This window comes from Bacteroidia bacterium (genome assembly GCA_041391665.1).
In the GTDB taxonomy this organism is placed as follows: Bacteria; Bacteroidota; Bacteroidia; order J057; family J057; genus JAGQVA01.
In genome coordinates this window covers 394,482-419,891 of record JAWKNO010000002.1, presented here as the reverse complement: position 1 = coordinate 419,891, position 25,410 = coordinate 394,482, and the positions used below count along the sequence as shown (strand labels likewise).

At 45.6% G+C, this 25,410-nt stretch carries 20 protein-coding genes; 13 read left to right on the top strand and 7 right to left on the bottom strand.

Annotated features, from left to right (window positions below; translation table 11 throughout):
• Nucleotides 1-56: 56 nt before the first annotated feature.
• Nucleotides 57-1,196, top strand: coding sequence for a 1-acyl-sn-glycerol-3-phosphate acyltransferase (locus R3D00_13405; protein MEZ4774174.1), 1,140 nt, complete (start codon nucleotides 57-59; stop codon nucleotides 1,194-1,196).
• On the opposite strand, the gene R3D00_13400 is transcribed toward R3D00_13405, so the two are convergent.
• The 3 genes from R3D00_13400 to R3D00_13390 form a co-directional block, all read right to left on the bottom strand.
• Nucleotides 1,193-2,125, bottom strand: coding sequence for a polymorphic toxin type 23 domain-containing protein (locus R3D00_13400; GenBank protein ID MEZ4774173.1), 933 nt, complete (start codon nucleotides 2,123-2,125; stop codon nucleotides 1,193-1,195). The genes R3D00_13405 and R3D00_13400 overlap by 4 nt on opposite strands.
• Before the next feature lie 58 nt (nucleotides 2,126-2,183).
• Nucleotides 2,184-2,927 (bottom strand): DUF6503 family protein, encoded by a 744-nt coding sequence (locus tag R3D00_13395; protein MEZ4774172.1) that lies wholly within the window; start codon nucleotides 2,925-2,927, stop codon nucleotides 2,184-2,186.
• 90 nt (nucleotides 2,928-3,017) lie between these two features.
• Nucleotides 3,018-3,428 (bottom strand): hypothetical protein, encoded by a 411-nt coding sequence (locus R3D00_13390; protein ID MEZ4774171.1) that lies wholly within the window; start codon nucleotides 3,426-3,428, stop codon nucleotides 3,018-3,020.
• A 154-nt stretch (nucleotides 3,429-3,582) separates the two neighbouring features.
• On the opposite strand from R3D00_13390, the gene R3D00_13385 reads away from it, so the two are divergent.
• Nucleotides 3,583-5,085 (top strand): PAS domain-containing protein, encoded by a 1,503-nt coding sequence (locus R3D00_13385; GenBank protein ID MEZ4774170.1) that lies wholly within the window; start codon nucleotides 3,583-3,585, stop codon nucleotides 5,083-5,085.
• Nucleotides 5,085-5,519: a response regulator gene (locus R3D00_13380; GenBank protein MEZ4774169.1), complete on the top strand. Its 435-nt coding sequence runs from the start codon at nucleotides 5,085-5,087 to the stop codon at nucleotides 5,517-5,519. Before R3D00_13385 ends, R3D00_13380 begins: the two co-directional genes overlap by 1 nt.
• A 5-nt stretch (nucleotides 5,520-5,524) precedes the next feature.
• Here R3D00_13380 and R3D00_13375 read toward each other — a convergent pair whose 3' ends face one another.
• Both R3D00_13375 and R3D00_13370 read right to left on the bottom strand, forming a co-directional pair.
• Nucleotides 5,525-7,108: a sodium/sugar symporter gene (locus R3D00_13375; protein MEZ4774168.1), complete on the bottom strand. Its 1,584-nt coding sequence runs from the start codon at nucleotides 7,106-7,108 to the stop codon at nucleotides 5,525-5,527.
• Between the two features lie 52 nt (nucleotides 7,109-7,160).
• On the bottom strand, nucleotides 7,161-8,759 hold the full coding sequence (locus tag R3D00_13370) for an endonuclease/exonuclease/phosphatase family protein (GenBank protein ID MEZ4774167.1): 1,599 nt from the start codon (nucleotides 8,757-8,759) through the stop codon (nucleotides 7,161-7,163).
• Nucleotides 8,760-8,985: 226 nt separating this feature from the next.
• On the opposite strand from R3D00_13370, the gene R3D00_13365 reads away from it, so the two are divergent.
• Nucleotides 8,986-10,629, top strand: coding sequence for a T9SS type A sorting domain-containing protein (locus R3D00_13365; GenBank protein MEZ4774166.1), 1,644 nt, complete (start codon nucleotides 8,986-8,988; stop codon nucleotides 10,627-10,629).
• 9 nt (nucleotides 10,630-10,638) lie between these two features.
• Here the strand turns inward: R3D00_13365 and R3D00_13360 are convergent, their stop codons facing one another.
• Entirely contained in the window at nucleotides 10,639-11,064 is a 426-nt protein-coding gene (locus R3D00_13360) for a TonB family protein (protein MEZ4774165.1), read from the bottom strand.
• A gap of 103 nt (nucleotides 11,065-11,167) precedes the next feature.
• Here R3D00_13360 and R3D00_13355 point away from each other — a divergent pair, with 103 nt between their 5' ends.
• Together R3D00_13355 and R3D00_13350 are read left to right on the top strand one after the other, a co-directional pair.
• Nucleotides 11,168-11,731, top strand: a complete 564-nt coding sequence (locus R3D00_13355; protein ID MEZ4774164.1) for a cupin domain-containing protein — start codon at nucleotides 11,168-11,170, stop codon at nucleotides 11,729-11,731.
• 30 nt (nucleotides 11,732-11,761) lie between these two features.
• Complete coding sequence (locus R3D00_13350; protein ID MEZ4774163.1) at nucleotides 11,762-12,784, top strand: S41 family peptidase; 1,023 nt, start codon at nucleotides 11,762-11,764, stop codon at nucleotides 12,782-12,784.
• Nucleotides 12,785-12,801: 17 nt separating this feature from the next.
• On the opposite strand, the gene R3D00_13345 is transcribed toward R3D00_13350, so the two are convergent.
• The gene (locus R3D00_13345) at nucleotides 12,802-13,131 is read right to left on the bottom strand and encodes a hypothetical protein (protein ID MEZ4774162.1); all 330 of its coding nucleotides are present in this window, start codon (nucleotides 13,129-13,131) and stop codon (nucleotides 12,802-12,804) included.
• 662 nt (nucleotides 13,132-13,793) lie between these two features.
• Here R3D00_13345 and R3D00_13340 point away from each other — a divergent pair.
• The 7 genes from R3D00_13340 to R3D00_13310 all read left to right on the top strand — a co-directional run bounded on the left by R3D00_13340 (nucleotide 13,794) and on the right by R3D00_13310 (nucleotide 25,395).
• Nucleotides 13,794-14,333 (top strand): GNAT family N-acetyltransferase, encoded by a 540-nt coding sequence (locus tag R3D00_13340; protein MEZ4774161.1) that lies wholly within the window; start codon nucleotides 13,794-13,796, stop codon nucleotides 14,331-14,333.
• Nucleotides 14,334-14,383: 50 nt separating this feature from the next.
• Nucleotides 14,384-15,364: a substrate-binding domain-containing protein gene (locus R3D00_13335; protein ID MEZ4774160.1), complete on the top strand. Its 981-nt coding sequence runs from the start codon at nucleotides 14,384-14,386 to the stop codon at nucleotides 15,362-15,364.
• Nucleotides 15,365-15,418: 54 nt separating this feature from the next.
• Nucleotides 15,419-16,921: a sugar ABC transporter ATP-binding protein gene (locus R3D00_13330; protein ID MEZ4774159.1), complete on the top strand. Its 1,503-nt coding sequence runs from the start codon at nucleotides 15,419-15,421 to the stop codon at nucleotides 16,919-16,921.
• Nucleotides 16,921-17,925 carry an ABC transporter permease gene (locus R3D00_13325; protein MEZ4774158.1) on the top strand — a complete coding sequence of 335 codons (1,005 nt, stop codon included), beginning with the start codon at nucleotides 16,921-16,923 and terminating at the stop codon, nucleotides 17,923-17,925. The genes R3D00_13330 and R3D00_13325 overlap by 1 nt, the downstream gene beginning before the upstream one ends.
• Nucleotides 17,926-17,995: 70 nt before the next feature.
• The gene (locus R3D00_13320) at nucleotides 17,996-19,882 is read left to right on the top strand and encodes a family 16 glycoside hydrolase (protein MEZ4774157.1); all 1,887 of its coding nucleotides are present in this window, start codon (nucleotides 17,996-17,998) and stop codon (nucleotides 19,880-19,882) included.
• A gap of 25 nt (nucleotides 19,883-19,907) precedes the next feature.
• Nucleotides 19,908-21,845, top strand: coding sequence for a plastocyanin/azurin family copper-binding protein (locus R3D00_13315; protein ID MEZ4774156.1), 1,938 nt, complete (start codon nucleotides 19,908-19,910; stop codon nucleotides 21,843-21,845).
• A 427-nt stretch (nucleotides 21,846-22,272) separates the two neighbouring features.
• Nucleotides 22,273-25,395 (top strand): TonB-dependent receptor, encoded by a 3,123-nt coding sequence (locus tag R3D00_13310; protein ID MEZ4774155.1) that lies wholly within the window; start codon nucleotides 22,273-22,275, stop codon nucleotides 25,393-25,395.
• Nucleotides 25,396-25,410 lie beyond the last annotated feature (15 nt).

Below are 25,410 nucleotides of genomic sequence, written 5' to 3'. Positions count from 1 at the left end.
CATCGTCACAAGGGGTATATGAAACGAGTGATCATAATTTTTTCTATATTTGCCACATGCCCGAATTTGACCAGCGATTCCATGAGATTCGCCCTTATTTTGACGAGGAAATCAACGAAGTCCTCCAAAGACTTACCACAAAGCCATCCTTCTATATGCTGATGGCATACCTTTTTCCTGAAATGTCGGGAGAAGAGGTCGCGGAAAGCTTTAAGCAAATTCATTCATCCAGAGAGTTTCAAAGGCAATATATCTACCGCGCCATGAAAGGCGTAAGTGCAGAAAGCACTGACGGGCTGACAGTTTCAGGGATAGAATATCTCGATCCGAAAAGACCAACCCTATATCTTTCCAATCACAGAGATATCATTCTCGACTCGGCTTTCCTCAATACATTTTTGTTTGAGCAGGGATTTGAAACCACACAGATTGCCATAGGTAATAACCTCATGGTATCGCCATTGGTCACAGACCTCATGAAGCTCAACAAAAGTTTTGTTGTACACCGGGATGTTCCCCGAAACCAGTTGTATCAATACTCGGAAAGACTTTCTGCCTATATTCGCACGATCATACAAGGCGGTGAGTCCATCTGGCTGGCACAGAAAAGCGGACGTACCAAAGATGGGGATGACCGGACGCATACGGGATTGATGAAAATGCTCCATATCACAGGGACGAATGATTTGAAAGCCAGTTTTCGTGAGCTGAATATCGTACCCATGGCACTTTCCTATGAGTTTGAGCCTTGCGATTATCTGAAAGCGGAAGAACTTGTGCATATTCAACAGGGACTTCCCTACGAAAAAGACGACAAACTCAGCATGATCAAAGGAATCAGAGATTATAAAGGGCGTGTACATATGGCCTTTGCGCCTCTGATCAATGACCAACTTGACAAACTCGATGATATAGCGAATCGCAATGACTGGGTGAAGGCGCTTTGTGATCTCATTGACAGCCATATATACCGGATTTTCAGACTTTGGCCCAACAATTATATTGCCCTCGATATACAGGAAAACAGCTGCAGGTATGAAAAGGAGTATTCCGGTGCAGACAAAGATAAATTTCTCACTTACCTCGATAGCCGGCTCAATGAGATGAAAGGCCCGCCTGAACTTCTCCGTAATCAGCTTTTACAAATCTACGCTGCGCCTGTCAAAAACCGCGAAACCGCCGACAAACCCTACTAGTAGAAAAGTCCGGGATTCATACTTGCATTAAAAAAAAGTCGTGCAGGTTTTACCTTTTGTCCAGGAAGATACAAGTATGGCAATCCTTCGGTATCCAGCATAGGGTACTGCGGATTTTTGCTTTTATTCCACTTTAAAGGCACAAAATACATATCGTGAATCAGACGATTTTGAAAAAAATGCCTGACATACTCCGAATCCACTCCCAGATTTGCCTGGGCAATCTGCCCATATGGAAGCGCATACTGCACCTGCAAGGTTTGTATGCCATGGGAGAAATGTCCATACTGCACATCCCTAAGGTCCTTATACCCAAATCTTCCGGGATAATCTGAATGCCGGACCTTTTTTACATTGGGGTCGCGGCTGTCGCCGGTCCACATCAGGGTATTGAGTCCTATGGTCAGACTATCAATTCTGTAAAGAAAAACAAGGCTTGCAGTTCTGAATTTGTCGACAAGTTCACCGGTTAGCGCATCATTTTCCGAAGCTGCGAAGAACTTGCCGATATGAAAGCCTACGGTTCCCGTGCGCTGAGAGGTTTTTCGCTGATCAAAATAAAGATTATAGGCATAGGCAATGGCATATTGCCTACCTGTCTGGTTACTTAACGGGTTGAGGAAAGGGCTTTGGGTATGACGATTGGGCCCGAAACCTAATAATGCACCTGCCGAAATCTGAGCCTCCCATCCTGGAAGCGCAGGCCGCGGCCCCAAGTCTGTAATACTGTAAAATCCTCTGAGTTGAAGATTTACCTGCACAAAATCAGACAGGTAGTACCCACTGGCGGAGATTCCCAGCCGGTTGATGGTTGTACCCAATTGTACAGACAATCCGACAGTCCCGCCCAAACGCGCTGAACTTACCCATTGACTGTAGAGAGAATATACGCCCAATAATAAAAGGATCAGGCAAACTGCTCTTTTCATGCCGGAAGATAAAGATTTCCTGAAGAAAAGAAGCAAACCGGGCTCAATCTCAGCCCGCCTAGTGAACGACTACCTGCTCCAATTCGATTCGGGAGAGCGGTTCCAGCTTGTTTTCCTCAAACAGGCGATCCGTTTCCTCTACGGAAAATTTCTCAGGGTCTGCCTGGTAATTGATATAATCTGAAAAGACAAGCCCCCCCACGGTGCGTGTATTATAGGCTTCCCGAAAGCGTATCCCCCCTTCTTCCGTATAATATCGGTAAGCAAAATAATCCATTCGGAAGTTGTCGGTTCTGAACCAATACACAAACAAGTCATTAAAGTCTTCTCCCCCACCCTCCTGGTCAAAGGATACTTCTATCTTATGATAGGAAATATCTTTTATCTGAACCTGAGCCAGGTATTTTTTTCTGACGGCAGGGTCGTTGAGTCCAAAAGGTAAAACAGAAAAATAAATTACTGAGTTGACGGAATTGGAATATTTTACCGCCATAGAATCAGGGATTTCTGTGCGCACTTGATTGATCTCGCGATAGAAACCCTGATTATTTAGCACATCTCTTACAGAATCGCCATTTTCCTCAAAAAGTCTCTCGTACTGATAATCACCACCGTTTCGGATAGAGATATATGCACGATCCCGGAAGGTAAAGGCAATTTCTGCATGAGAAAATTTTTCACCGCCATAGGCTTTAATAGCCTGGTCAATAATCCATTGCGGATCATTTTTGTTAGTATTCTCTGAGGAAAGGCATCCAAACAGGAAAACAAAGGGAAAAGAAAAGGATATAAGCTTTTGCATTCAGGAAACTTTGGGGACAAATATAGCCTCCATTCACAGAAAAAGTCGTCAGCTGGTTTACAAAAGCAAACTTTTCTATCAGGCAACACATCAGATTACCTTCACCACAATTTCATAATCTTTGTAAGGAACCTTCTTGCCATATACCGGATATGGATTTACGGCTATGAGTTCTATCGTATGATCGCCGATCGTTACCATTTTTTGCACTTCAGGGCGGGAACTCAATCCCAACGTTATACCAACCGGCTCCTGATCTGTCAGCGAGACGCTCAATTTCACCAAAACTTCTCCTTCCCAGATACACTCTACGCCCGTAGGGCAGCGGGAATCGGTCTCTACAGAGGCAAACTGTATGGCCAAACCCTTGGATGGGAGAGATATTTTTTGCTCAAACCGAATAGAAACTTCATTATCAGAGATAGGCGGAACCTCCTCTTTTTGGGAGCATCCTGTAAGGAAAACCAGGATTAAGGGAAAAAAATACTTCAATAATTTCATGGTTAACAACAATTAAATTGAACAGTTACCCTTACGACGGTTATACGTACAAAACCGCTGCATTGATACCTGTAAGAAAGTTTCAAATTTAGAGAATGATTTCAGCCAAAATTATCAGACCTTTTAGAAATACCCGGATCACAATATTATCCCTATGGAACCGAACAATGTGTTCCCAGTCTCAACATTTTCCGAAAATGGCATATCGGGAAAAGAGGTTATCCAGAAACATATCGAAAAATTGTTTCAGTTTTCGATTGACCCTGCATGTGTAGCGGGATTTGACGGGTATTTCAAATTAATCAATCCCGCCTTTTCCAATATTCTGGGGCATAGTAATGAAGAATTGCTGCGACGACCTTATATGGATTTTGTACATCCGGACGATGTGGAAAGTACCTTAAATGAGGCGAAAAAACTGGCTGACCGGTCGATTACTACCATAGGATTTGTCAACCGTTACCGAAAAAAGGACGGAACCTATGTCTATTTTGAATGGAATGTTTTCCCGGATGCAGAAAATCAACTGCTCTATTGTACGATCCGAGATATTACCCTTTTGGTAAAGGCAGAGGAGCGGGAGTTAAAGACCAATAAAACCATTAATCTTATTCTGGAAGGAATTGATGCAGGGGTCTGGGAATGGAATATCCTTACGGGGCAGGAATGGTGGTCCGATAAATTTTTCCATATCCTCGACTATCAGCCAAATGAAATAACACCTTCCTACAGTACCTTTATCAACCTCCTCCATCCCAATGATATAGAAATGGTCTCTCAGGCGTTGGAGACACACCTGGAAAAAAAAGAGAAATACATATTGGACATACGAATGCAGACGGGAAAGGGCATCTATAAATGGATACAGACATCCGGTCGGGCAGAGTGGAATGAAGATGACAAGCCAGTGAGAATGTACGGTACGATTCTCGATATCGACGAGAAAAAGAAGAAGGAAATCCGCTTGAAAAACTCCATTGATGTAATCAATGAACAAAACACACGGCTGCTGGATTTTGCCCACATTATCTCTCATAATCTTCGTTCCCATACCAGCAATTTCGGAATGCTGATCGGACTATATGAATCGCTGCCCGATGAAGACTCCCGCACGGAGATCTTTTCAAAGATTAAACAAAATTTCAACAATCTCAATGAGTCAATCGAATCCCTCAACAAGGTGGTTAAGATTAAGTATGGCATTCAGGAACAGAAAGAAGAAATCGATCTTCCGGAGACATTGAGCAGAGTGCTGAAAAGTATAGAATACCAGATTCAATCCAGTAAAGCAACCATTAATACCGACTTTAGTCAATACCAGACGATCGCTTCTGTTCCGGCATATATGGAAAGTATATTTTATAATCTTGTTTCCAATGCGATCAAGTACCGCCACAGCCGAAGAGCACCAATCATCCATATATCTACAAAACTGGAAGGTGGGCGGCCGGTACTTATCATTAAGGATAATGGGATAGGCTTAGACATGAAAACGCATGGAAAAAAAGTATTCGGAATGTATAAAACTTTTCACGGCAACCCTGATGCCAAAGGCCTCGGACTATTTATGACCAAAAATCAAGTTGAAGCATTGGGGGGTAGTATTACATGGGAAAGTGAACCCGGACATGGCTCCACTTTTAAAATTTATTTTTGATGCAAAAAAAACACTTTGAAATTGCGTGCATTATTGATGACGATGACATCTTTATTTTTGGTTTAAAACGCCTCATCGAAATTAAAAAACTATGCAAAAACCTGATGATCTTTTCTAATGGCAGAGAAGCCCTCAACTTTTTTAGCGATTACCTTCCTCACGTATCTGAAGTCCCTGACCTTATTTTACTTGACATGAACATGCCGGTACTTGATGGCTGGCAGTTTTTGGAAGAGTTTGCTTCCATCAAAGCCAATTTTTCCAAACAAATCACCATCTTCATGGTGAGTTCTTCTATCAATCAGGCAGATATTGAGCATGCAAAAAATTTATCGCTGCTTTCCGGCTACTTGATAAAGCCGATTTCCCTTCAGGATCTTGAAAAATTATTCTCAGGTGAACTTGAAGGCATTTTTGGCACCAACCACATCTAAATCTGTTACCAGAAATAAGCGTACAACATCGTTGTAATCAGTATGATACCTGTTGCTGCGGCAGTAAAAACAGGATCTTTCTCTCTTACGACTTCGCTGTGTACAATCGCTTTAGGAGAATCTTCTCCCTTTCCTTCGAGCCTGGAGATTACCACAATCAAAACCAGCGATATCAGGAATACGATACCCATACGGTTCATAAACGGTATAGAAGGAAGCCACGCATTAATCGCGAAGGAAAGCGGAACACTTAACAGTGCGGATACCAGGGCTGAATTAGCCGTAGCTTTTTTATAAAACAAGCCCATAATAAATACGGCTAGTACGCCCGGACTTACCAGACCTGTCCAGTTTTGGATATTCTGAAATACCTGATCACTTTTACCCATCAGGGGATAAGCCACAAGACCTGCTACCAGCATAGCTACAAATGCTACGATACGGCCCACCAGCACCAATTCCTTTTGAGAAGCATCTTTTTTAATATACGGCTTATACAGGTCCATCGTGAAGATGGTAGATGTGCTGTTCATCATAGATGCAAGCGAAGAAACAATCGCCGCAGCAAGCGCAGCAAAAGCCAGCCCCTTAAACCCGGAAGGCACAAAGTTAGCCAGTAACCAGGGATATGCGCCATCTGCCTTATCGATTGGCGCCTTCATGGCAAAAGCCACAATGCCTGGTATAACCACAATCATCGGGAGAAGCAGTTTCAGATAACCAGCAAATGCTACCCCCCGCTGCGCTTCCTTGATATTTTTAGCTGCCAGGGCCCGCTGAATGATATACTGATTACACCCCCAATAGTAGAGATTCGCAATCCACATTCCGCCGATCAACACACTCAGTCCGGGCAAAAGATTGTAAGCGTCCTGAGATTGGCCTGCATCATCTGTAAATATCAATTCCCCTTCAAAAAGAATCATATTAAACCGGTCGCCAAAGTCTCCCATCAGTTTGCCGATTCCTCCATAAGCATCAAGTGCGATATAAGTGGTCATCAATCCACCACCAATCAGAAATACAACTTGTACGACATCTGTCCAGGCTACCGCCTTTAGCCCTCCATAGACACTATATATAATCGAAAATAGCGCCAGTCCAATCATCCCGTAAACCAATGGAACCCCCATAATGATCTCCATGGCTTTTGCACCGAGATACAAGACAGAAGTGAGGTTGACAAAAACAAACACCGACAGCCAGAAAACAGCCAGCAGTGTTCTCACCCGGTTATCATAACGAACTTCCAAAAACTGCGGCATAGTAAAAATGCCTTTCTTCAGGAAGATCGGAAGAAAAAACCAGGCCACTACCAGAAGGGTGATAGCGGCCATCCACTCGTAGGTAGCGATAGCTAACCCCAGCCGGAAACCGGAACCCGACATACCGATAAATTGTTCTGCAGAAATATTGGACGCAATCAATGATGCCCCGATCGCCCACCATGGCAGCGTTTTTCCGGCAAGAAAGTAGTCCTCCGCATCTTTTTCTTTTCCACCTTTTTCGCGTGACACCCACAGGCCGATAAAAATAATCAGCGCGCCATAGGCTGCAAATACAATGTAATCAATGGTACCAAAATTCATTCCTCGGTAGTATTAGTTAGTAGTGGGGCGTAAAATAGACATTTTTCAATTATCACTCCGATTTTAGGAGGAATTTTTTCAGTCTTTCAGGATCATCGGTATTTATATAGTCCACACCAGCGTCCAGCAATACAGTCCAAACTTTCTCATCCTCAGGTGTCGCCCACAGCCGTACTTTTTTTCCCTGCCGGTGTGCCTGGTCTGTGAGCGCTTTTATCGCAGCCATTTCTCCTGCCGGGATTTCGTCTTTCCCTTTCCATGAAGTCACGATTCCGTATCTTTGACTGATCAGCGGCACGAGAGAAGTTTCGTACAATTCGCCCAAATCTTCCGGACGCCCATCAATACGCGCCAAACGGCTGCTATCGGCAGCAATGGTGGCTACCGGACGGTCTCCTGATATGACAACCTGCACAGCGACCGGACGATTTTTGCCCGGTTGGAGCAGGTAATCGTATTTACTCAATACTTCTTTCAACTTTGCATAGGTAGCTTCACCATCATTTTTGAAATCCACCAGCAACTGTATAGGCTGATTATACCCCGGAAATACCCAGCCATGGTTTTCAGTTACCAATCGGGAAAGTGGTTCCAGATATAAAGACTCAAGCGTAGGTGAGCGAGGGGTGATTACCGGACGGTTGTGAGAAACATACAATTTATTGTCTATCAGCCAGATATCGGCTTCAATGCTTGCAAACCCGTTTTCCAGAGCTTCCCAGAGCGGCTTTGACTGCTCATAGTCATTGTGAGAATGCGCCTGAGGCAATGCTACCACCGGGTCGATCATAACCTCCGCCATCACCGGCAGGTGGTCGGAAGGATAACGGCCAGACCACGAATCGGAAAGCGTGGCGTGTTTGAGCACAACTACACGGTTTCGGGTGAATATATAATCAATCCTTTTGTCCCCTTCTCCGGGAAAATGAAACCCACTCCACGTAGATTCCGGTCCATGGTGAGGGATCAGGCTCTCATAAAAAGAGTCTTTAAGGTTCTTTTCGGGGTTGTCTGAAGTTAAAATTGAATAGGGAGAATCTGCCGGCGTAAGGTTAAAATCTCCACTAAGAATGACCGGAAGATTGTCGGGATTCAACTCAGCAATCTTGTCCATGATCAGCCGGGCGCTGTTTTCTCTCGCTTCTACGCCCTTGTGATCAAAATGAGTATTAAAGTGGAAAAACATTTTACCAGTAAAGCGATCTCTGAATTTTGCCCAGGTCACAATCCGGTTAAGGGCAGCATCCCAGCCACGGCTGGCCATTTCGGGGCTTTCAGAAAGCCAGAAGGTAGCGCCTTCGACCAGGTCGAAGCGGCTCTTCCGGTAAAATATCGCAGAATACTCTCCCCATTGCAGATTCGTATCTCGGGCTACTCCATGTGCGCCGAAATCAGGCAGCATGGATTTGAGATCGACCATCTGGTTTTCGAGCGCTTCCTGAACGCCAATAAGATCGGCTTCGTGGTAGCGGATCATACTTTCGACAAGGTCAGTACGATGGGGCCAGGCATTGGTGCTGTCAGAAGCTATATTCAACCGGATGTTGAAGGTCATCACCCGGAAACTCCGGTCTGTCTGAGCCTGTGCGGGGAATAAAAACTGAGATAGTAGCAAGGTGAAAAATGCTATCGCTGACGTTAGGGTTTGCATAAGTTTTTGTTACAGCTACAAAATACAATGTTAAGCAAAAAACTTCAACCATAAGAATCTGCGGGAAAACACAATTCTGAAAAGCCCGGATGTATAAAAACCAGGGACTTTTCCATAGCGAATATCCGGGATTGACAGCTGCTACAATGTATCCTATCTTTCTGAAAGTTTAGATCCACCATACAGATTCTAAAATAACACAAGCTCCTATAATACTCATTACTTTATGAAAACCATTTTCACAATCTTCGGATTTTGCCTTTTCCATATGGCGATTGGCCAACAATTTACGGCTTTTGATCTCAATTCTAAGGGCGCAGCCTATTTTGGGGAGTTTACCGAAATAGGACAAAAGGCCTATTTTTCCTGTGCTACGGTAGGCGATACCAACAGCGGTATCTGGGTAACAGATGGTACGCCGGCGGGTACTCATGTCCTAAGCAAAGTCCAGGCTGGTGGAAATCTCTTTTTCTATGAATTAACGGCTTTGAATAATCACTTGATTTTCAAAGCAGAACGCACTTACGCAGATATGGTAAACGGAATTGAATTATGGCATTCTGATGGGACAACAGCAGGTACAAACATCTTAAAGGACATATGGCCAGGCTCAGGCTCTTCCGTCCCCGAACAGTTATACCTTTTCAATGGAGAAGTGTTTTTTAGGGCAACGGACAGCCTGAATGGAACTGAGTTATGGAAAACCGATGGCACAGCTAACGGGACTATCCTTGTAAAAAATATTGCACCCGGAGCAGCAGGTTCATTTGTAGACAATTTTACAGCACTGGGAAATCAGTTATTTTTCTCTGCCTATGAACCAACTACAGGCAATGAATTATGGGTAACTGACGGAACCCCAGGCGGCACACACCTCTTTCTGGATATAAATGCAACCGGTAACCAATCCGCTGGTCCAAGGAATTTTTATGTTTATCAGGGAAAACTATATTTTACGGCAGAAAGTGCCGGAACCGGAGCTGAGTTATGGGTTTCTGATGGAACCGTGCAGGGAACTACATTTCTTAAAGATATAAATCCGGGGCCAGATGGCTCAGGGATACGCGAATTTTACGGCTTTAATGGAAAAGTATATTTTAATGCACAGGATGACACACATGGAGAAGAATTGTGGGTAACCGACGGGACTTCGGGTGGTACGTATCAAATTAAAGATATTCATACCGGTAGTGCATCTGCCTACCCATTAGGGTATATGAATTTTCAGGGCCATCTGTATTTTTCCGCCTATGATGATTCTCATGGAAATGAATTGTGGTATACAGATGGGACCGAAGCAGGTACCCAGCTTTACCTCGATATTATTCCCGGCTCCGACGGAAGTAATCCGGCATCTATGACTACTTTCGGAGATAGTCTTTATTTTGTAGCTCTGGAAGCTATAGGTGATAATCAGATGTTTGTAACTGCCGGTGATCCGGCACAAACGCATGTGATTAGTCCTCCGGGTAATACAGCTATCAATCCACTGTTTGGATTAAACTTTACGGTATTCAATCCTGTACTCAACAGCCTGTTTTTTTCGGCCGATTATGATCAGACTGGCCAGGATATGTGGCAATATACAGATGCCTCCGGAGGTGTTGGAATTGAAAAACAGATTAAACAGCAGTCCTTATTTTCCATCTGGCCAAACCCGGCTGATGATATCGTCAGGATTTCTTCCCAATTGTATCCTGTTAGGCCAATATCAGTTGAAGTGACAGATTTGCAGGGCAAAATAACAGCATCAGAATCTGGATTTTCAGATCAAATGACCATTGATATTTCCACACTTTCACCAGGTTTGTATATGCTAAAACTACAAATGGGGAATAGTACCAGCTTTCACAAACTAGTAATAAAATGAGCCAGAAATTCAGTACTTCACTCTGATCTCTGTTTTGATGGGAACCCGCTTTTCGATGTTGAAAATGACGGACAGCTCCATTACAGCCGGAACGGCCAGCTCTCCCCTTCTGGCAGGTTCAAACTTCAGCTGAGAAATATAGGGATCGACTGCAGCTGACAGAAGCGAATCCGCAGATTCTACAATATTGTGGGCCACATATTTACCCGCCTCATCCACTTCTACCTCTACACGTACCGCGCCTTCAATCTTCCTGGAAACGGCTTTAAGCGGGTATTTGACGGGGTCAAGGGCATCAATATTTTTGATTTTGGGTTTGGTGAAAGGAAGTTCAGATTCTTCCGTTTTGCGCATTTCCGGTGTTTCTGTCTGGGAGAAAAGTATCACAGGGAAAAGGAGGAATCCAATCAAAAGAAGCGAAAAGGAAGTTTTCATAGGGGAATCGGTAATGGGTGGAATAATTACAAGGAATCAGCCCAAACTTCGGGAAAAAATAATTATTTTTCAGCTACTGTTCCTATTGAGGCTAAAATATTCCATGCAAAACCCTTGCCATTCAACATCACTCCCTGAAGATATGCACCCCGATGCCCGGGTTATTGCCGAACATTTTCAATTCGACAAACTCCCGGTAGAAGGAACCCTGTTTAAAAGCACCTATCGCTCTGCCCGGGAATTTGCCAGTGGCGCACCTTTCGGCACAGCGATGATCGGCTTTTACTGCGAAAAACCGCTGAGTGTGTCTTGTTTTCACCGGCTAACGCATGACGAAATCTGGCATTTTTACGGAGGCGATCCGCTGGTTCTTTATCTGCTGTATGAAAATGGCACAAGCCGGGAAATTGTCATGGGTAGTGACCCTGCGAAGGGGCATGAAATACAGTTTGTTGTACCTGCGGGTGTCTGGCAGGGAGGTTGTCTGATCGGGGGAGGTCGGTATGCATTATTTGGCTGTACGATGGCTCCCGGCTTTACGGGTAACTGTTTTGAAGGAGCAAATGCTGAAGTATTGATTCAACAATTTCCGGACAGAGCCGATATCATCCGCAAGCTGAGTGTAAACGGGCATGAAACCCGAATGCCGGATGGATTTGCTTCCTGATAAGTTTTAAAATTTATTATCAACTACACAATGAAAACGAGCCTGATTTTATCCGTTTTTCTGATTTTCTCAGCTTCCATTTTTGCTCAGCCGCAAATACATAATTCCTTTGCACTCGATAGTATCCTGACCCTGGCCATGACTTCCTCGGTCAATCGAGATAGCGTAAACTGGGAAAAACTCAAACCGCAGATTTATGCCCTGCACAAAGAAGAGGGTATTATTGCTGCGGGGAAACTGATCCTCAAAGAGCTAAAGGACTTCCACGGAAGAATCTGGGTAAACAATGTACCCTACAATGGCTTGTCCAAACCCTGGAAAACCTCCACCATGGTCTTTGATTCACTCATTCTGGATCAATACCGCAGAACGGCAATACCGGTTTTGGGACAGGTCATAAAGGAAGAATTCGGTTATATCAGAATCCCCGGCCTGATCATGGGGCCCGCGGATTCACTCTATGCCTGGCAGATCAGACAAACGATCCTGGACATCCAGCAAAAAAACAAACCCAAAGGTTGGATCATTGACCTTCGACTCAATGGTGGGGGAACCATGTATCCCATGCTGGCGGGATTATGTGATTTTTACGGGGACACCAAAGTGGGGGCATTCGCTGAAAAATCTTCTGGTTATAATGAAAACTGGATCATCAAAGACCAGAATCTCTACATCGATGACCGGCAGATGACTGACTATCAATTGTCCAAAATGGACAATTACCTACAGCTGGATACCGTTCCGGTTGTCGTCCTGATCAGTGCGGCAACCTCCAGTTCGGGAGAAATTACGGCTATTTCTTTTAAAAACAGACCCAAAACCTTCTTTATCGGCGAGGAAACTTCAGGATACACCACAACCGTAACCTGGCAGCCCATCACTGAAAATATTGTAATTCAGCTGACCATCAGTTTTTATGCAGACCGGTTGGGAAATATTTACGAAGGTGATTCGGTAATTCCAGATGAATATGTAGAAGGCGGAGACAATTTTTATGATCTGGAAAAGGATGTAAAAATATTGCGGGCCGTAGAGTGGCTGAAGCGCAATTGAGAAGGGATATTACTTACTTAATCTATACTCTGAATGGTGATGCTGCCTTCCATAATCCGGTGATTCGTGCGGATCATTTGATCGATGCTGGAGAGAATGGCTTCATTCATTTCCTTTTCTTCCTCAGTTTCCGCGTTGGCAAGCGCTTCAACATAAGTTTTTCTGGCTTCTTTCAATTCTCCGGTCTGTTGTTCAATCTGCTCGTAGAAGCTTACCACTTTATCTTCATTTCCCAGGGTGGAAACACCGAGCATAATCGGTTTTTCATCAGATGAGGCAGAAAGGTTTTGAGCTTGTGAGAAGAATCCGGTCAACAGGAGGGCGGTAAGGATGAGCAAGCTTTTCATATATGTAATGTTAATCTTTTTTGTTGTTTGATATTTCAAAGGTAGGGCGGGTTTACAGGATTACCAAGGTAACATATCCTCTCAACCGCCCGTTTTTTTTTTGCCATATTTGAGGTAAGGAAAATGGGGAAAGTCAACAAAAATCATCCAGACTTCGCATACAACTGAAAAAATCCAACCTCCTGCTACAACAAATTTGCCATGTAAGCCCGCTCGTTTTCGGAGCAAAAAAAAAGACGCTATCAGCCCGATATCGCTTCCAGGAGGGTTTTTACTGTAAAATACCGGGAAAGATTTACTGGAAAAGGTGGGGATTCAGGGGCGATAATCTACCCGGGAGGTAAAGATTCATTCATGAACATTTCCTTATAACAGCCGATTTTGAAAGGATATTTTCTATCGACTAACAGGTCAAAAATATTACTTTCGTCAATAAAATGTAACAGATACAATTAAAATTCCGACAGGGAAAGCTGAAAATCTTACATGATCCGGGGATTATGTTAACAAATTTCAGACCTTTCCGATATCATTTCCAGGCATAGTGTAAACAGGCATGAAACCCTATTGACGAATGGATTTTTTTCATAATAAACGAAACCTGTTGTTTACCGACGGAGGTTTTGCTTATTTTCAGGGTGTGCCACGGATTTTGGATAAAAATGAACCTGAGAGAAATTCACGTTACGGACGCCGAAGCTTTTATCAAACTGCTCTCCACCATTGAGTCGGAGTCTCCTTTTGCCCTGCTTGAACCTGGCGAAAGGCGTACAACCATCCGCGAGCAGATGGATGAAATCGAAACGATCCTTGACCGTGACAATCAGACAATACTTATTGTCGAAGATGGCGCAGAACTGGTTGGCTGGCTGGGCGCTTTTGGCGATTCGCACCGCCGCACCCGCCACAATGTACTGCTGGCAGTCGGTGTACGCGAAGACTATCGCCGCAAAGGCATTGGTTCCTGGCTGTTTACTGAAATTGAAAAATGGGCATGGGCTCACAATATCCGCAGGATGGAACTTATTGTTCTCTCTCAAAATAAAGCGGGAATCGGCTTATACCGAAAGATGGGCTTTCAGATTGAAGGCACGAAAAGAGAATCGTACCTTCTCGATGGAGAATATGTGGACGAATACATCATGTCAAAACTTCTGATTCGACCCGAACCCCCAAAGCGAAATCCTTTTCCCAAATGGTAACACTCGACATTCTTTAGATTTTATTTAACATCCCCGATAAACCCTGGTATATGATACGTTTACTCACTACTACCCTGATTGCATCTTTCCTCCTTTTATGGAGCGGCTGCGGTGAAACTTCTTCCGGAGATAAAAAACTGCGTATTGCAGTTATACCCAAAGGTACTACCCATATCTTCTGGAAAAGCGTGCATGCTGGTGCAAAAAAAGCCGAAAATGACCTTGGCGTTGAAATTATCTGGCAAGGGCCGCTGAAAGAATCTGATCGCCAGACGCAAATCCAGATTGTGCAAAATTTTATCAGCCAGAATATTGATGCCATTGTGCTGGCGCCGCTTGACTCCCGCAGTCTTGTTCCGGTAGTAAAATCTGCCGGAAAAAGAAACCTCCCCGTAGTCATATTTGACTCCGACCTGGACTCCGACGACTACCAAAGTTTTGTGGCAACAGACAACTACAAAGGCGGCCAACTTTGTGCAGAACTTCTGGCCGAGAAGATGGGCAATAAAGGCAAAGCCATTCTGATGCGTTATCTGGAAGGTTCTGCCTCCACGACAAACCGCGAACAAGGTTTCCTTGACCGGATGGCAGAAATTGCCCCAGACATCGAGCTGATCTCTACCAACCAATATGCAGGCGCCACCATCGAACGCGGCCTCCAGTCTTCCCAAAACCTGCTCAACCGGTTTCCGGAAGTAGAGGGAATCTATTGCCCCAACGAAACCAGCGTTCAGGCGATGCTCCGCGCCCTGCAGACTTCAGGTAAAGCTGGAAAAGTCATTCTCGTAGGTTTTGATGCCAACGAAACGCTGATTCAGGGAATCAAAGACGGAGAACTTCACGGCGTTGCGCTACAGGATCCCTTTATGATGGGATATAAAGGCGTGGAAACAGCAGTAAAAGTTGTGCGCGGTGAGCCATTTGACAAACGCGTCGATACAGGCGTAGTCATGGTAACCAAAGACAATATGGATTTACCCGAAATTCAAAAATTGCTGTACCCTGAAGTGGAAAAGTGGCTGGGAGAGTAATCATGCATATCACCAGCGCGGGTTTAAACCGCGAGTGATATGAAATAAAAACACATGCTGCAACTACATAATATTCACAAAACATTTGGTCCGGTAAAAGCCCTGCGGGGGGTATCACTTTCAGTGAACAAAGGCGAAGTACATGCCATAATTGGTGAAAACGGAGCCGGAAAAAGTACCCTGATGAAAATTCTCAGCGGTGCCACCCAGCCTGACCGTGGCGGAAGCATTAAGCTTTTGGGGCAAAATTACCACCCCGAAGATCCTGCGGAAGGAAGAAATGCCGGGATATCCATGATATACCAGGAATTAAACCTCGCACGCCATCTTACGATTGAGGAAAATATTCTTTTGGGAATGGAATCCACCCGCTGGGGATTTGTACGCGACCAAAGTGCCAAAGTCAGAGAAGCCCTCGACTGGCTGGAACAACACGATCTTACTCCCCGGATGAAAGTAGGCGATCTCAGCATCGGGAAAAAACAAATGGTCGAAATCGCCCGCGCACTCGTAGCAGAATCGAAGATTGTCATCATGGACGAACCGACAAGCTCTCTTTCTGCCGAGGATACACAGGCACTTTTCAGGGTTATCCGAAGGCTAAAAGAAAAGGGCATTTCGGTGCTGTATATCAGCCATTTTCTCGAAGAAATCAAAGAAATCTGCGACCGCTTTACGGTGCTTCGTGACGGAGAAACCGTAGCTACAGGGGATGTATCCACGACAGAAATCGACACACTGATCACACATATGGTTGGCCGCTCAGTCGAAGAGCTTTATCCCGCGATTCCTCATCAGCAGGGAGAGGTGGTTTTAGCGGTAAATAACCTGAAAGGCTCCGGTGACCTGCCGGATGATGTGTCTTTTTCGCTTCACCGCGGTGAGATCATGGGCATAGCCGGGCTGGTCGGTGCAGGAAGGTCAGAAACCATTCGCACCATCTTTGGGCTCGACAAAGCGCAAAATGGCGAAGTGAAAATTACCGGACAACCGACCATTTCCGCCACCTGGCTCAACCCGCGCAAGGCGCTTGGCCAAAGCCTTGACCTTCTGAGTGAAAACCGAAAGGAAGAAGGCCTTGCGCTCAATATGTCCATAGGTGCCAATATCACCCTTTCCGCCCTTCATCGTTATGCCCGACTGGGATTTGTCCGGTTAAAAGAAGAAACAGATGCAACAGAAGAATGGGTAAAAACCATGAATATTAAATGCCGGGACGGGAATCAGGCCATCCAGAATCTTTCCGGAGGCAACCAGCAAAAGGCCTGTATTGCGCGGTTACTTCACCACAACAGCGATATTTTTTTCCTTGACGAACCAACCCGCGGCATAGATGTGGGCAGTAAAGCAGAAATTTATCGGCTCATACAGGAACTCGCTGCCCAGGGGAAAGCCATTGTGGTAGTCAGCTCCTATTTACCAGAGCTATTAGGGATCTGTGATACGCTGGCAGTCATGTACAGAGGGAAATTGTCACAGATTCGCCCACTTAAAAACTGGCCCAGACAGGAAGTCATGCGGTTTGCTACTTCAGGAACCATTAACGAAACGATTTGATGCAGAAATATTTACGTCTTTCCCTAAATCTACTATACAAACTAGGTCCATTTGGTGCACTGCTTTCCGTAATGGCTCTGTTTGCGGTTATCGGAATCTGGAATGAGAATTTTATCCGTTCCTTCTTCTCCCTGTATAATGAAAAAACCATCCTTACTCAAACGGTAATCATCGGCATTGGGGCCCTGGGCATGACGATGGTGATTATTTCGGGAGGAATAGACCTGAGTGTAGGTTCACAGGTAGCACTGGGTACGGTCATTATTTCGCTGATTTTAAACGGTGGAGACCCAGAAAACATGGGTTTTTTCAGACCACTGATGGCTGCGATGGGAGGCATAGGCGCTTGTGCTGTCGTGGGATGGATAGGAGGTTTTGTCAGTGCCCGATTCCGGATTGTACCGTTTATTGTTACACTCGGCACGATGCAGGTAGCAAGAGGCGTAGCCAAATGGTTTGCCGGTGAGCAGACTGTTCCCACCGGTAGCAACTGGCTGCAGTCCTTAATGCTGGTCGATCCGGAACCATCATGGCTGGTGTTTGCACCCGGAATCTGGATTACACTGATACTACTGGGAGTACTATATATCGTACTGAAATACACCGTTTTAGGTCGTCACATTTTTGCAATTGGTTCTAATGAACAAACAGCCAAACTATGTGGGATCAATGTAGAATGGAAACGCATTCTGATTTACACACTTTGTGGGTTGTTTACCGGTGTGGCTGCAGTCATGCAATACAGTAACCTCACCATTGGAGACCCGACCGCTGCGGCGGGAATGGAACTGGATATTATCGCAGCTGTAGTCATTGGCGGAGGTTCACTCAGCGGCGGAGAAGGCAGTGCCGTAGGTTCGATCGTAGGTGCGCTCATGATCGCCGTTTTGAGAAATGGATGCAATATTCTCGGAGTACCTACTTATGTGCAGGAAATTATTATTGGTCTCATCATCGTTGGTGCCGTGCTGGTTGATAATATTCGCCACCGAAACCGTAGCTGATCATTTGTATTATTTGTAACTGAACGACATTCTTGTAACTTAGTGTCGATACGACTATAACCAAAGCCCTATGAAATCCCCGCTTCTGTCCAGATTTCTTATATTTTCTCTGGCGGCAATATTTGCCTGTACAGGGAATGAAGAAAGTCATGATACCCCAACTGTCGCAGAACAGACCGACAAGCTCGAAAAACTTCCCTTATATGACCTGAGTCAATTTCAGCCGACAGACGAAAACTGGAAAATTGTGGGAGAAGTTTTTTCACTTCCCGACGAACCTCAAAACATGACTACGGAGGCGGGGGTTGGTATTCTCGCTAATCAAAATAATGAAACGCACCGGAAAAATATTTTTACCGCATTTGAGCATGAAGACATTGAAATCGAATGGGAGTTTTTAATGCCCAAAGGCTCTAATTCTGGTGTTTATTTCCAGGGCAGATACGAGGTTCAACTATTTGACAGTTGGAAAACAGCACCCGTAACGTATGTGGATTGCGGCGGTATTTATCAACGCTGGGACGAAACAAAACCTGAAGGAGAAAAAGGATTTGAAGGAATCGCACCCAAAGTAAATGCCTCATTGGCACCCGGTCTCTGGCAGCGAATGCGCGTAATTTTTCGCGCACCGAGATTCGACGAAAAAGGCAATAAAACTGAAAATGCCCGATTTGTAGAAGTGATTTTTAACGGAATCACCATTCATGAAGATGTCGAAGTAACCGGCCCCACGCGAGCAGCGGCCTTCGCCAATGAACAGGCAACCGGCCCGATTATGATTCAGGGAGACCACGGCCCTGTGGCTTTCCGCAACATCCGCTACCGGCTGTTCAACCGGGAAAGCCTGGCCATGGACAAAATCAATTACCGCTACTACCACGGCCGCTGGGATGTACTTCCGCCTTTTGATTCTTTAGAGGTCAGAGCAGAAGGGACTTCCCGTTTTTTTGACATCGAAAAAATTAAAACCCGCGATAATAATTACGGCATACGATTCTTTGGCCCATTGCCGATTACCAGGGAAGGGGATTATTATTTCACAATTATCTCTGACGATGGCTCAAGACTTTATATTGACGATAAAGTAGTTGCCAGCAACGATAGCACTCACGCTGAACAGCCCCGTAAGGGCAAAGTATTTCTCTCTGAAGGAACACACAACCTCACCCTCGATTTTTTCCAGGGTGGTGGGGGTGCCTTTCTACAGGTGTTTGTCGAAGGACCTGGAACGCCCTACTCACCTTTTCACTCTCCGCCCTCTCTCCTCAAACAAGGGGGAACCAGTTCTATGCTGGCCATATCCCCACGGGACTACCCCGAATTGCTGAGAGGTTTCTCAATGTTTAATGGAAAAAAACGTACACACGTCATCAATGTGGGAGATCCTGAAGGAATGAACTACGCTTATGACCTGCACCAGGGAGCTCTGCTCAAAGTCTGGCGCGGTGGTTTTCTCAACGTAGCACCCATGTGGGAAGGCAGAGGGGAAACCCAGCTATCAATCCCACTCGGTACAGCGGTGGAAATCTGTGGTACTCCGACGCTGGCCATGATTGAAAATCCGGCAAGTGCCTGGCCTGACTCACTGCCTGATCAGGCACATTTCTACCCCAGAGGCTACACACTGGATGAAAATGGGTTTCCTGAATTTCATTATTCGGCCTGGGAGACCCAGGTATCCGACAAAATTACACCTGACAAGGGAGTATTAAAAAGGGAAATTATTTATACCTCACCTACGGCAAGACAAATGTTGTGGACAGTGCTTGCACGGGGATCCTCTATCCGGAAAATCGGGGAGAATCAATACAATGTAGGCGGAGCATTTTATCTGATTACAGATCCTGCGCTGGAAAAAAACCTGACGATAAGGAAGATTCAAGGCCAGGAGGAACTCGTAGTTCCTGTTCTAAAGGGAGAAAAAGAAACCCGGATTACTTACTCTTTGGATTGGTAGTTGTCGAATACTAACAAAGAAAACAATGAAATATTTCATAACCTTCACCATAACACTCTGCCTGATTGCTGGCCTCTTTGCACAGCCCAATGCCAGAGAAGCAGAATTTTACCGGATTGAATCGCTGCCCATCCCTTCCGACATCGTATTGGAAGTAGGGGGAATGACATTCAATAACCGCGATCAGCTGACAGTCTGTACCCGTAGAGGAGAGGTATGGGAAATCGAAAACCCTTACACCAATTCTCCGCGCTTTCACCGTTTTGCCTCCGGCCTGCATGAGCCGTTGGGGATTGCCTGGACACAAAACCAATACTATGTAACCCAGCGAAGCGAGCTGACCAGGTTGCGGGACAACAACAACGACGGAAGAGCGGATTTGTACGAGACGGTATATAGCTGGCCACTTAGTGGCAATTATCACGAATATTCCTATGGGCCACTGATTTTACCCAATGGCGATATGATCCTGACCCTCAACCTGGGTTGGGCAGGAAGAGGCGTAAGCTGGGCCCCCTGGAGAGGGTGGATGATAAAAGTTACCCCTGACGGACAGATGACGCCTATTGCAACAGGATTCCGCTCACCGGCAGGGTTTGGATTTAACGCCGAAGGTGATATTTTCTATGCCGAAAATCAAGGAGACTGGGTAGGTTCCGGGCGAATGACGCATGTGGAACCGGGAGATTTTGTAGGCAATCCCAGCGGACTGCGCTGGGCATCAGATCCGGCTTCACCGGTGAAAGTAAAAGAGGCTGATGTTCCCGACGGACAAGGCACACTTTATGAAGCCGGACAAAAAGTACCCGGCATCAAACCACCTGCAGTCTGGTTTCCACACACCCTGATGGGAATTTCCACCTCCGATATTAAAACGATCCTGGCGGGTACTGCTTTTGGTCCTTTTGCCGGCCAGATGCTGGTAGGCGATCAGGGGCATAGCAAAGTGATGCGTGTATTTGAGGAAAAAATTGACGGGGTATGGCAGGGCATTTGTTTTCCATTTCTGGAAGGATTTGCATCGGGTATTCTTCGACTGGAGTGGGGGAAAAATGGCGTGTTGTTTGTGGGCATGACCAGTCGCGGCTGGTCGGCAACCGGTACCGATCCCTACGGCATTCAACGGGTGAAATGGACAGGCAAAACTCCTTTTGAGATGAAGGCCGTATATGCCAAACCCGACGGGTTTGAAATTGAATTTACTCAGCCGGTTGATGCAGCAACAGCCAGCGCTCTGAATAGTTATTCTCTCACAAGTTTTACCTACAACTACCATCATATTTATGGCAGTCCTGTAGTGGATAAACAACCCTGTGAAATCCACAAAGCAGAATTATCTTCTGACCGGACCCGGGTGAGATTATATGCAACAGGAATCAGACAAGGTTTTATCCACGAAATCAAAGCTTCAGGTGTGCAGGCAGGCGGAAAGTCACTTCTTCACGAAACCGGTTATTATACACTAAACCGTATCCCGTCAGGTGCAAAAATGGCCATGGAAGCGCATATGAACCATACAGCCAGCAGCACTGCTGAAATTGTTTATGACCCGGCCAAATACATTCCTAAAATCCCCGCAGACTGGGGAGGAAAACCAGACCAGGTTCTGGTCATATCCGTTTTGCCCGGATTAAAATTTGACAAAACAGAACTGGAAGTACGGGCAGGAGCAAAGGTAAAGCTGGAATTTAACAATCCCGACGACATGCAGCACAACCTGGTCATTGGCAAGCCAGGGTCAATGGAGGCGATTACCAAACAAAGCCTGGAGCTCGGGCTGGACCGAAGCAACAGAGGGTATATACCCGAATCCGATCTGATCCTCTTTCACACCAGTCTGATGCAGCCTCATTCGGTCGAATCCATATATTTTCGCGCACCTGACCAGCCCGGTGTTTATGATTTTTTATGCACTTATCCGGGACATGCGATGGTTATGAGAGGAAAATTAAGGGTACTTTAAAAAAAAAGTACACAAAACTTAAATTTCCCTAAACATTTTTTTTTGTAGGGTGTTATTAAAGGTCGGTTGTATCACTAAAAAATTAGATACAACCGATTATTTTTTTCACAAATTGGGGTCTATTTTTCCAAAGGCTATGAGTAATATACTTGCTGACAACTGTCTGAAGGTTTATTTGCCCTACGATTCTATCAGGGCGCAAAGCTTACATAGCAAGCTGCAACAGCAGCAAAACACTTCCATCCACACCGTATTTCTATGATTTTTTCTTCCTGAGGCATTAAGTAAGCAACGTTTTCTGCGTGCTTACTCGTTCTTGGGTGAATAATTTTTTTATTGAGGTATCACTCCCATTGGAGAGGTATATCTGTACGATGCGTTCTTTGCAAATTGTGTTAATTAACCTAAAATCTTTAAGCTTTATTAAATGAAAAGACTATTTCTTTTAGTCGTTATTAGTGCATTGTCGCTGAGTTTCATTTTTGCCCAGCGGACAGTGTCTGGTACGGTTACCGATGAGACAACCAGTCAACCGCTGGAAGGCGTTGCGGTGCTTGTCAAAGGAACCAGTATTGGGATGTTCACGGATGCATCAGGTAAATATAGCCTGGTTGTACCACAAGATGGAGATGTCTTGGTTTTTAGTCTGATCAGCCATACCCGCCAGGAGGTAGAAATCGGGGGTAGAAGTGTGATTGACGTTGTCATGTCTGTGACTGCGCTCCAGGTTGACGAAGTCGTAGTAATCGGGTACGGATCGCTTCAGCGGAAGAGCTTAACCGGTTCACTCACATCCATCAAAGGTGAGGATATTTCTTCCTTCCCCGCACCCAGCTTCGACCAGATGCTGGCAGGGCGTGCAGCCGGTCTTCAGGTTACTACCAACAGTGGGGTATTGGGAGAAGCACCACGAATCAGAATTCGCGGTACAAATACCATTTCCTCCGGTGCAGATCCACTGATCGTTATTGACAACGTACCCGTTGTTACCGGCGACCAGAGTGGTGTTACCGCTCAAAACGTGTTGGCAGACATCAACCCCAACGACATCGAGTCTGTCGAAGTGTTGAAAGATGGTTCTGCAACAGCAATTTTTGGTTCACGCGCTGCAAATGGCGTTATTCTTATCACTACCAAACGCGGTAAACTCGGCGAAGGCGCAAGAGTAAGCTACGAAGCCAACATTGGTGTCAACACAGCGGCGAGCCGCCTTGACCTCCTCAATGCCAATGAGTTTATTGAAATTGCCAACGAAAAATTCAGAAATGCAGGCCAGCCTGACCAGGCTTTTCCAGGTCCCGGTAATGTTGACACTGACTGGCAGGATCTGATCTTCCGCAACGGTATCACTCAGACACACAATCTTTCAATCAGTGGCGGAGCTGAACGTACCAGCTACTTCTTCTCTACAGGTTTTTCTGACCAGCAGGGCGCGCTGGTAGCCAACAACCTCAAGCGTTATGCATTCCGCGGAAACGTAGATCACACCCTCAACCGTGCGATCAAGATCGGTTCCAGCCTCAGCCTTACCCGCAGTATCACCGAAGGCCTGAACACCGGCAGCAACGCGCTCTCCGGTAACCTCGTAGGTGCTGCACGTCTTCTCCCCAACGTAAGAGCTTTTGATCCGGAAAATACTGCATTTGACGGATACAACGTTACGCCTGACGGAGCCGCACTGGGACAGGACAACAACCTCCGCCCTGTGGACAACAACTTTACCAACCAGGCTTTTGTACTGGCCAATAACCAGCTCCGCGCTGCGAACCTTCGCGTATTGGGCAATAGCTATGGCGAATTGAAAATCATCGATGGATTGAAACTACGCAGCCAGATCGGGGTGGACATGCTCAACAGCGAAAGCTTCCTGAGCTACGATCCCCGTCATGGTGATGGCCGCGGTGCCAATGGTCTGCTGATTCAGCAATTTGTATTCGTCTCCCTCTGGAACTGGCAAAACACCCTGAATTTCAACAAAATATTTGCAGATGCGCATGATGTGAATTTTGTTGCAGGTTATGAGGCTCAGAAACGTCTGGATCGCAACTTTGACGCTCAGGGAAGCGATTTTTCCGACCTGTTTTTCCTCCAGAATAACCTGATCGATGGTTCCTACGCCAACCAGTTTTCTGGTGGATTCGCTGTACCAGAGGGATTTGAATCAAGGTTTGCCAGGTTAAATTATAGCTACAAAGGGAAATACCTATTAGGCTTGTCTTATCGCATAGATAAGATTTCCTCTCTTTCCGTAGATAACCGTACAGCATCCTTTTTTGGTACATCAGCCGGATACCGGATTTCAGAAGAAAGTTTCTTCCAGAACTCTGTGCTCTCCAATATTTTCTCCGAAATGAAAATCCGTGGCAGCTACGCTCAGGTAGGTAATACCGATATTGGAGACTTCCCTTATCTTGGCCAGTTCGGTGCTTCTCAGTACGGCGACCTTACCGGCATAGCCTTCACCCAGGCTGGTAACCCCGATCTTCAGTGGGAGTCAGCTACAAATATCAACGTAGGCGTTGATTTTGGATTTTTTAATGATCGTCTCGGTTTGGTGGTCAACTGGTTTAACAACAACGTGGACAACCTCGTACTGGCAAGACCTACACCTCCCTCCACAGGTGTTCCCGGCAACAGCATTAACCAAAACGTAGGTGCGATCAAAAACTCCGGAATTGAAGTAGAAGTGAATGCCCTGACCGTTACCAAAGGTGGATTTTCATGGAGCACTGCATTTAACTTTGCGTTCATCAAAAATGAAATCCTGGCTCTTAACAATGACGAGGACATCATTTTTACCTACCATATCAACCGTGTCAATGAATCTATCGGTACATTCTACGGTTTTGAATGGTATGGCGTAAACCAGGCCAATGGAAACCCGATCTGGGTAAAAGCTGATGGAAGCCTTGTACAATACAATGTAAGCACCGGCCAGTACCGGGTTTATACAGAGGAAAACCCTGAAGATATTTCTACTGCCGGTACACTGAGTGCAGCTACCGATCGTAAGTTGCTTGGAAACTCAAACCCATTGTGGCAGGGAGGCTGGAACAATACTTTCAGCTATAAAGGATTGAGTCTTCAACTGTTCTTCCGCTATGTAGGTGGAAACTATATCATGAACGTTACCCGTCAGGCTACCCTCCTCAATATGGGTTTCCAGAACAACGGACGTGAAATTCTTGATCGCTGGACAGCAGCAGGTCAGGAAACCAATGTGCCAAAACTCTACGCTGGTCGCGAAGCTGCCATCAACAACACTGGTGCAGCTGACAGCCGCTTTATCGAGCCCGGAGACTTCCTCCGTCTGCAGAACGCAACCCTTTCTTATGAGTTGCCAAGAACGTTGTTGAGCAATGTTTCCTCGACTGGAATTCGTTCTGCCCGCCTGTTTGTGCAGGGACAAAACCTGTTGACTTTCACTCAGTATTCAGGATTAGATCCAGAATTAAACTCCGTGATTGGTACCAACAGCCAGTTTGGTCTCGACAACAACACCAACCCGCTTGTAAGAACAATTTCCGGCGGTATCAGCCTTGGTTTCTAATTCAAACTGTTCAAC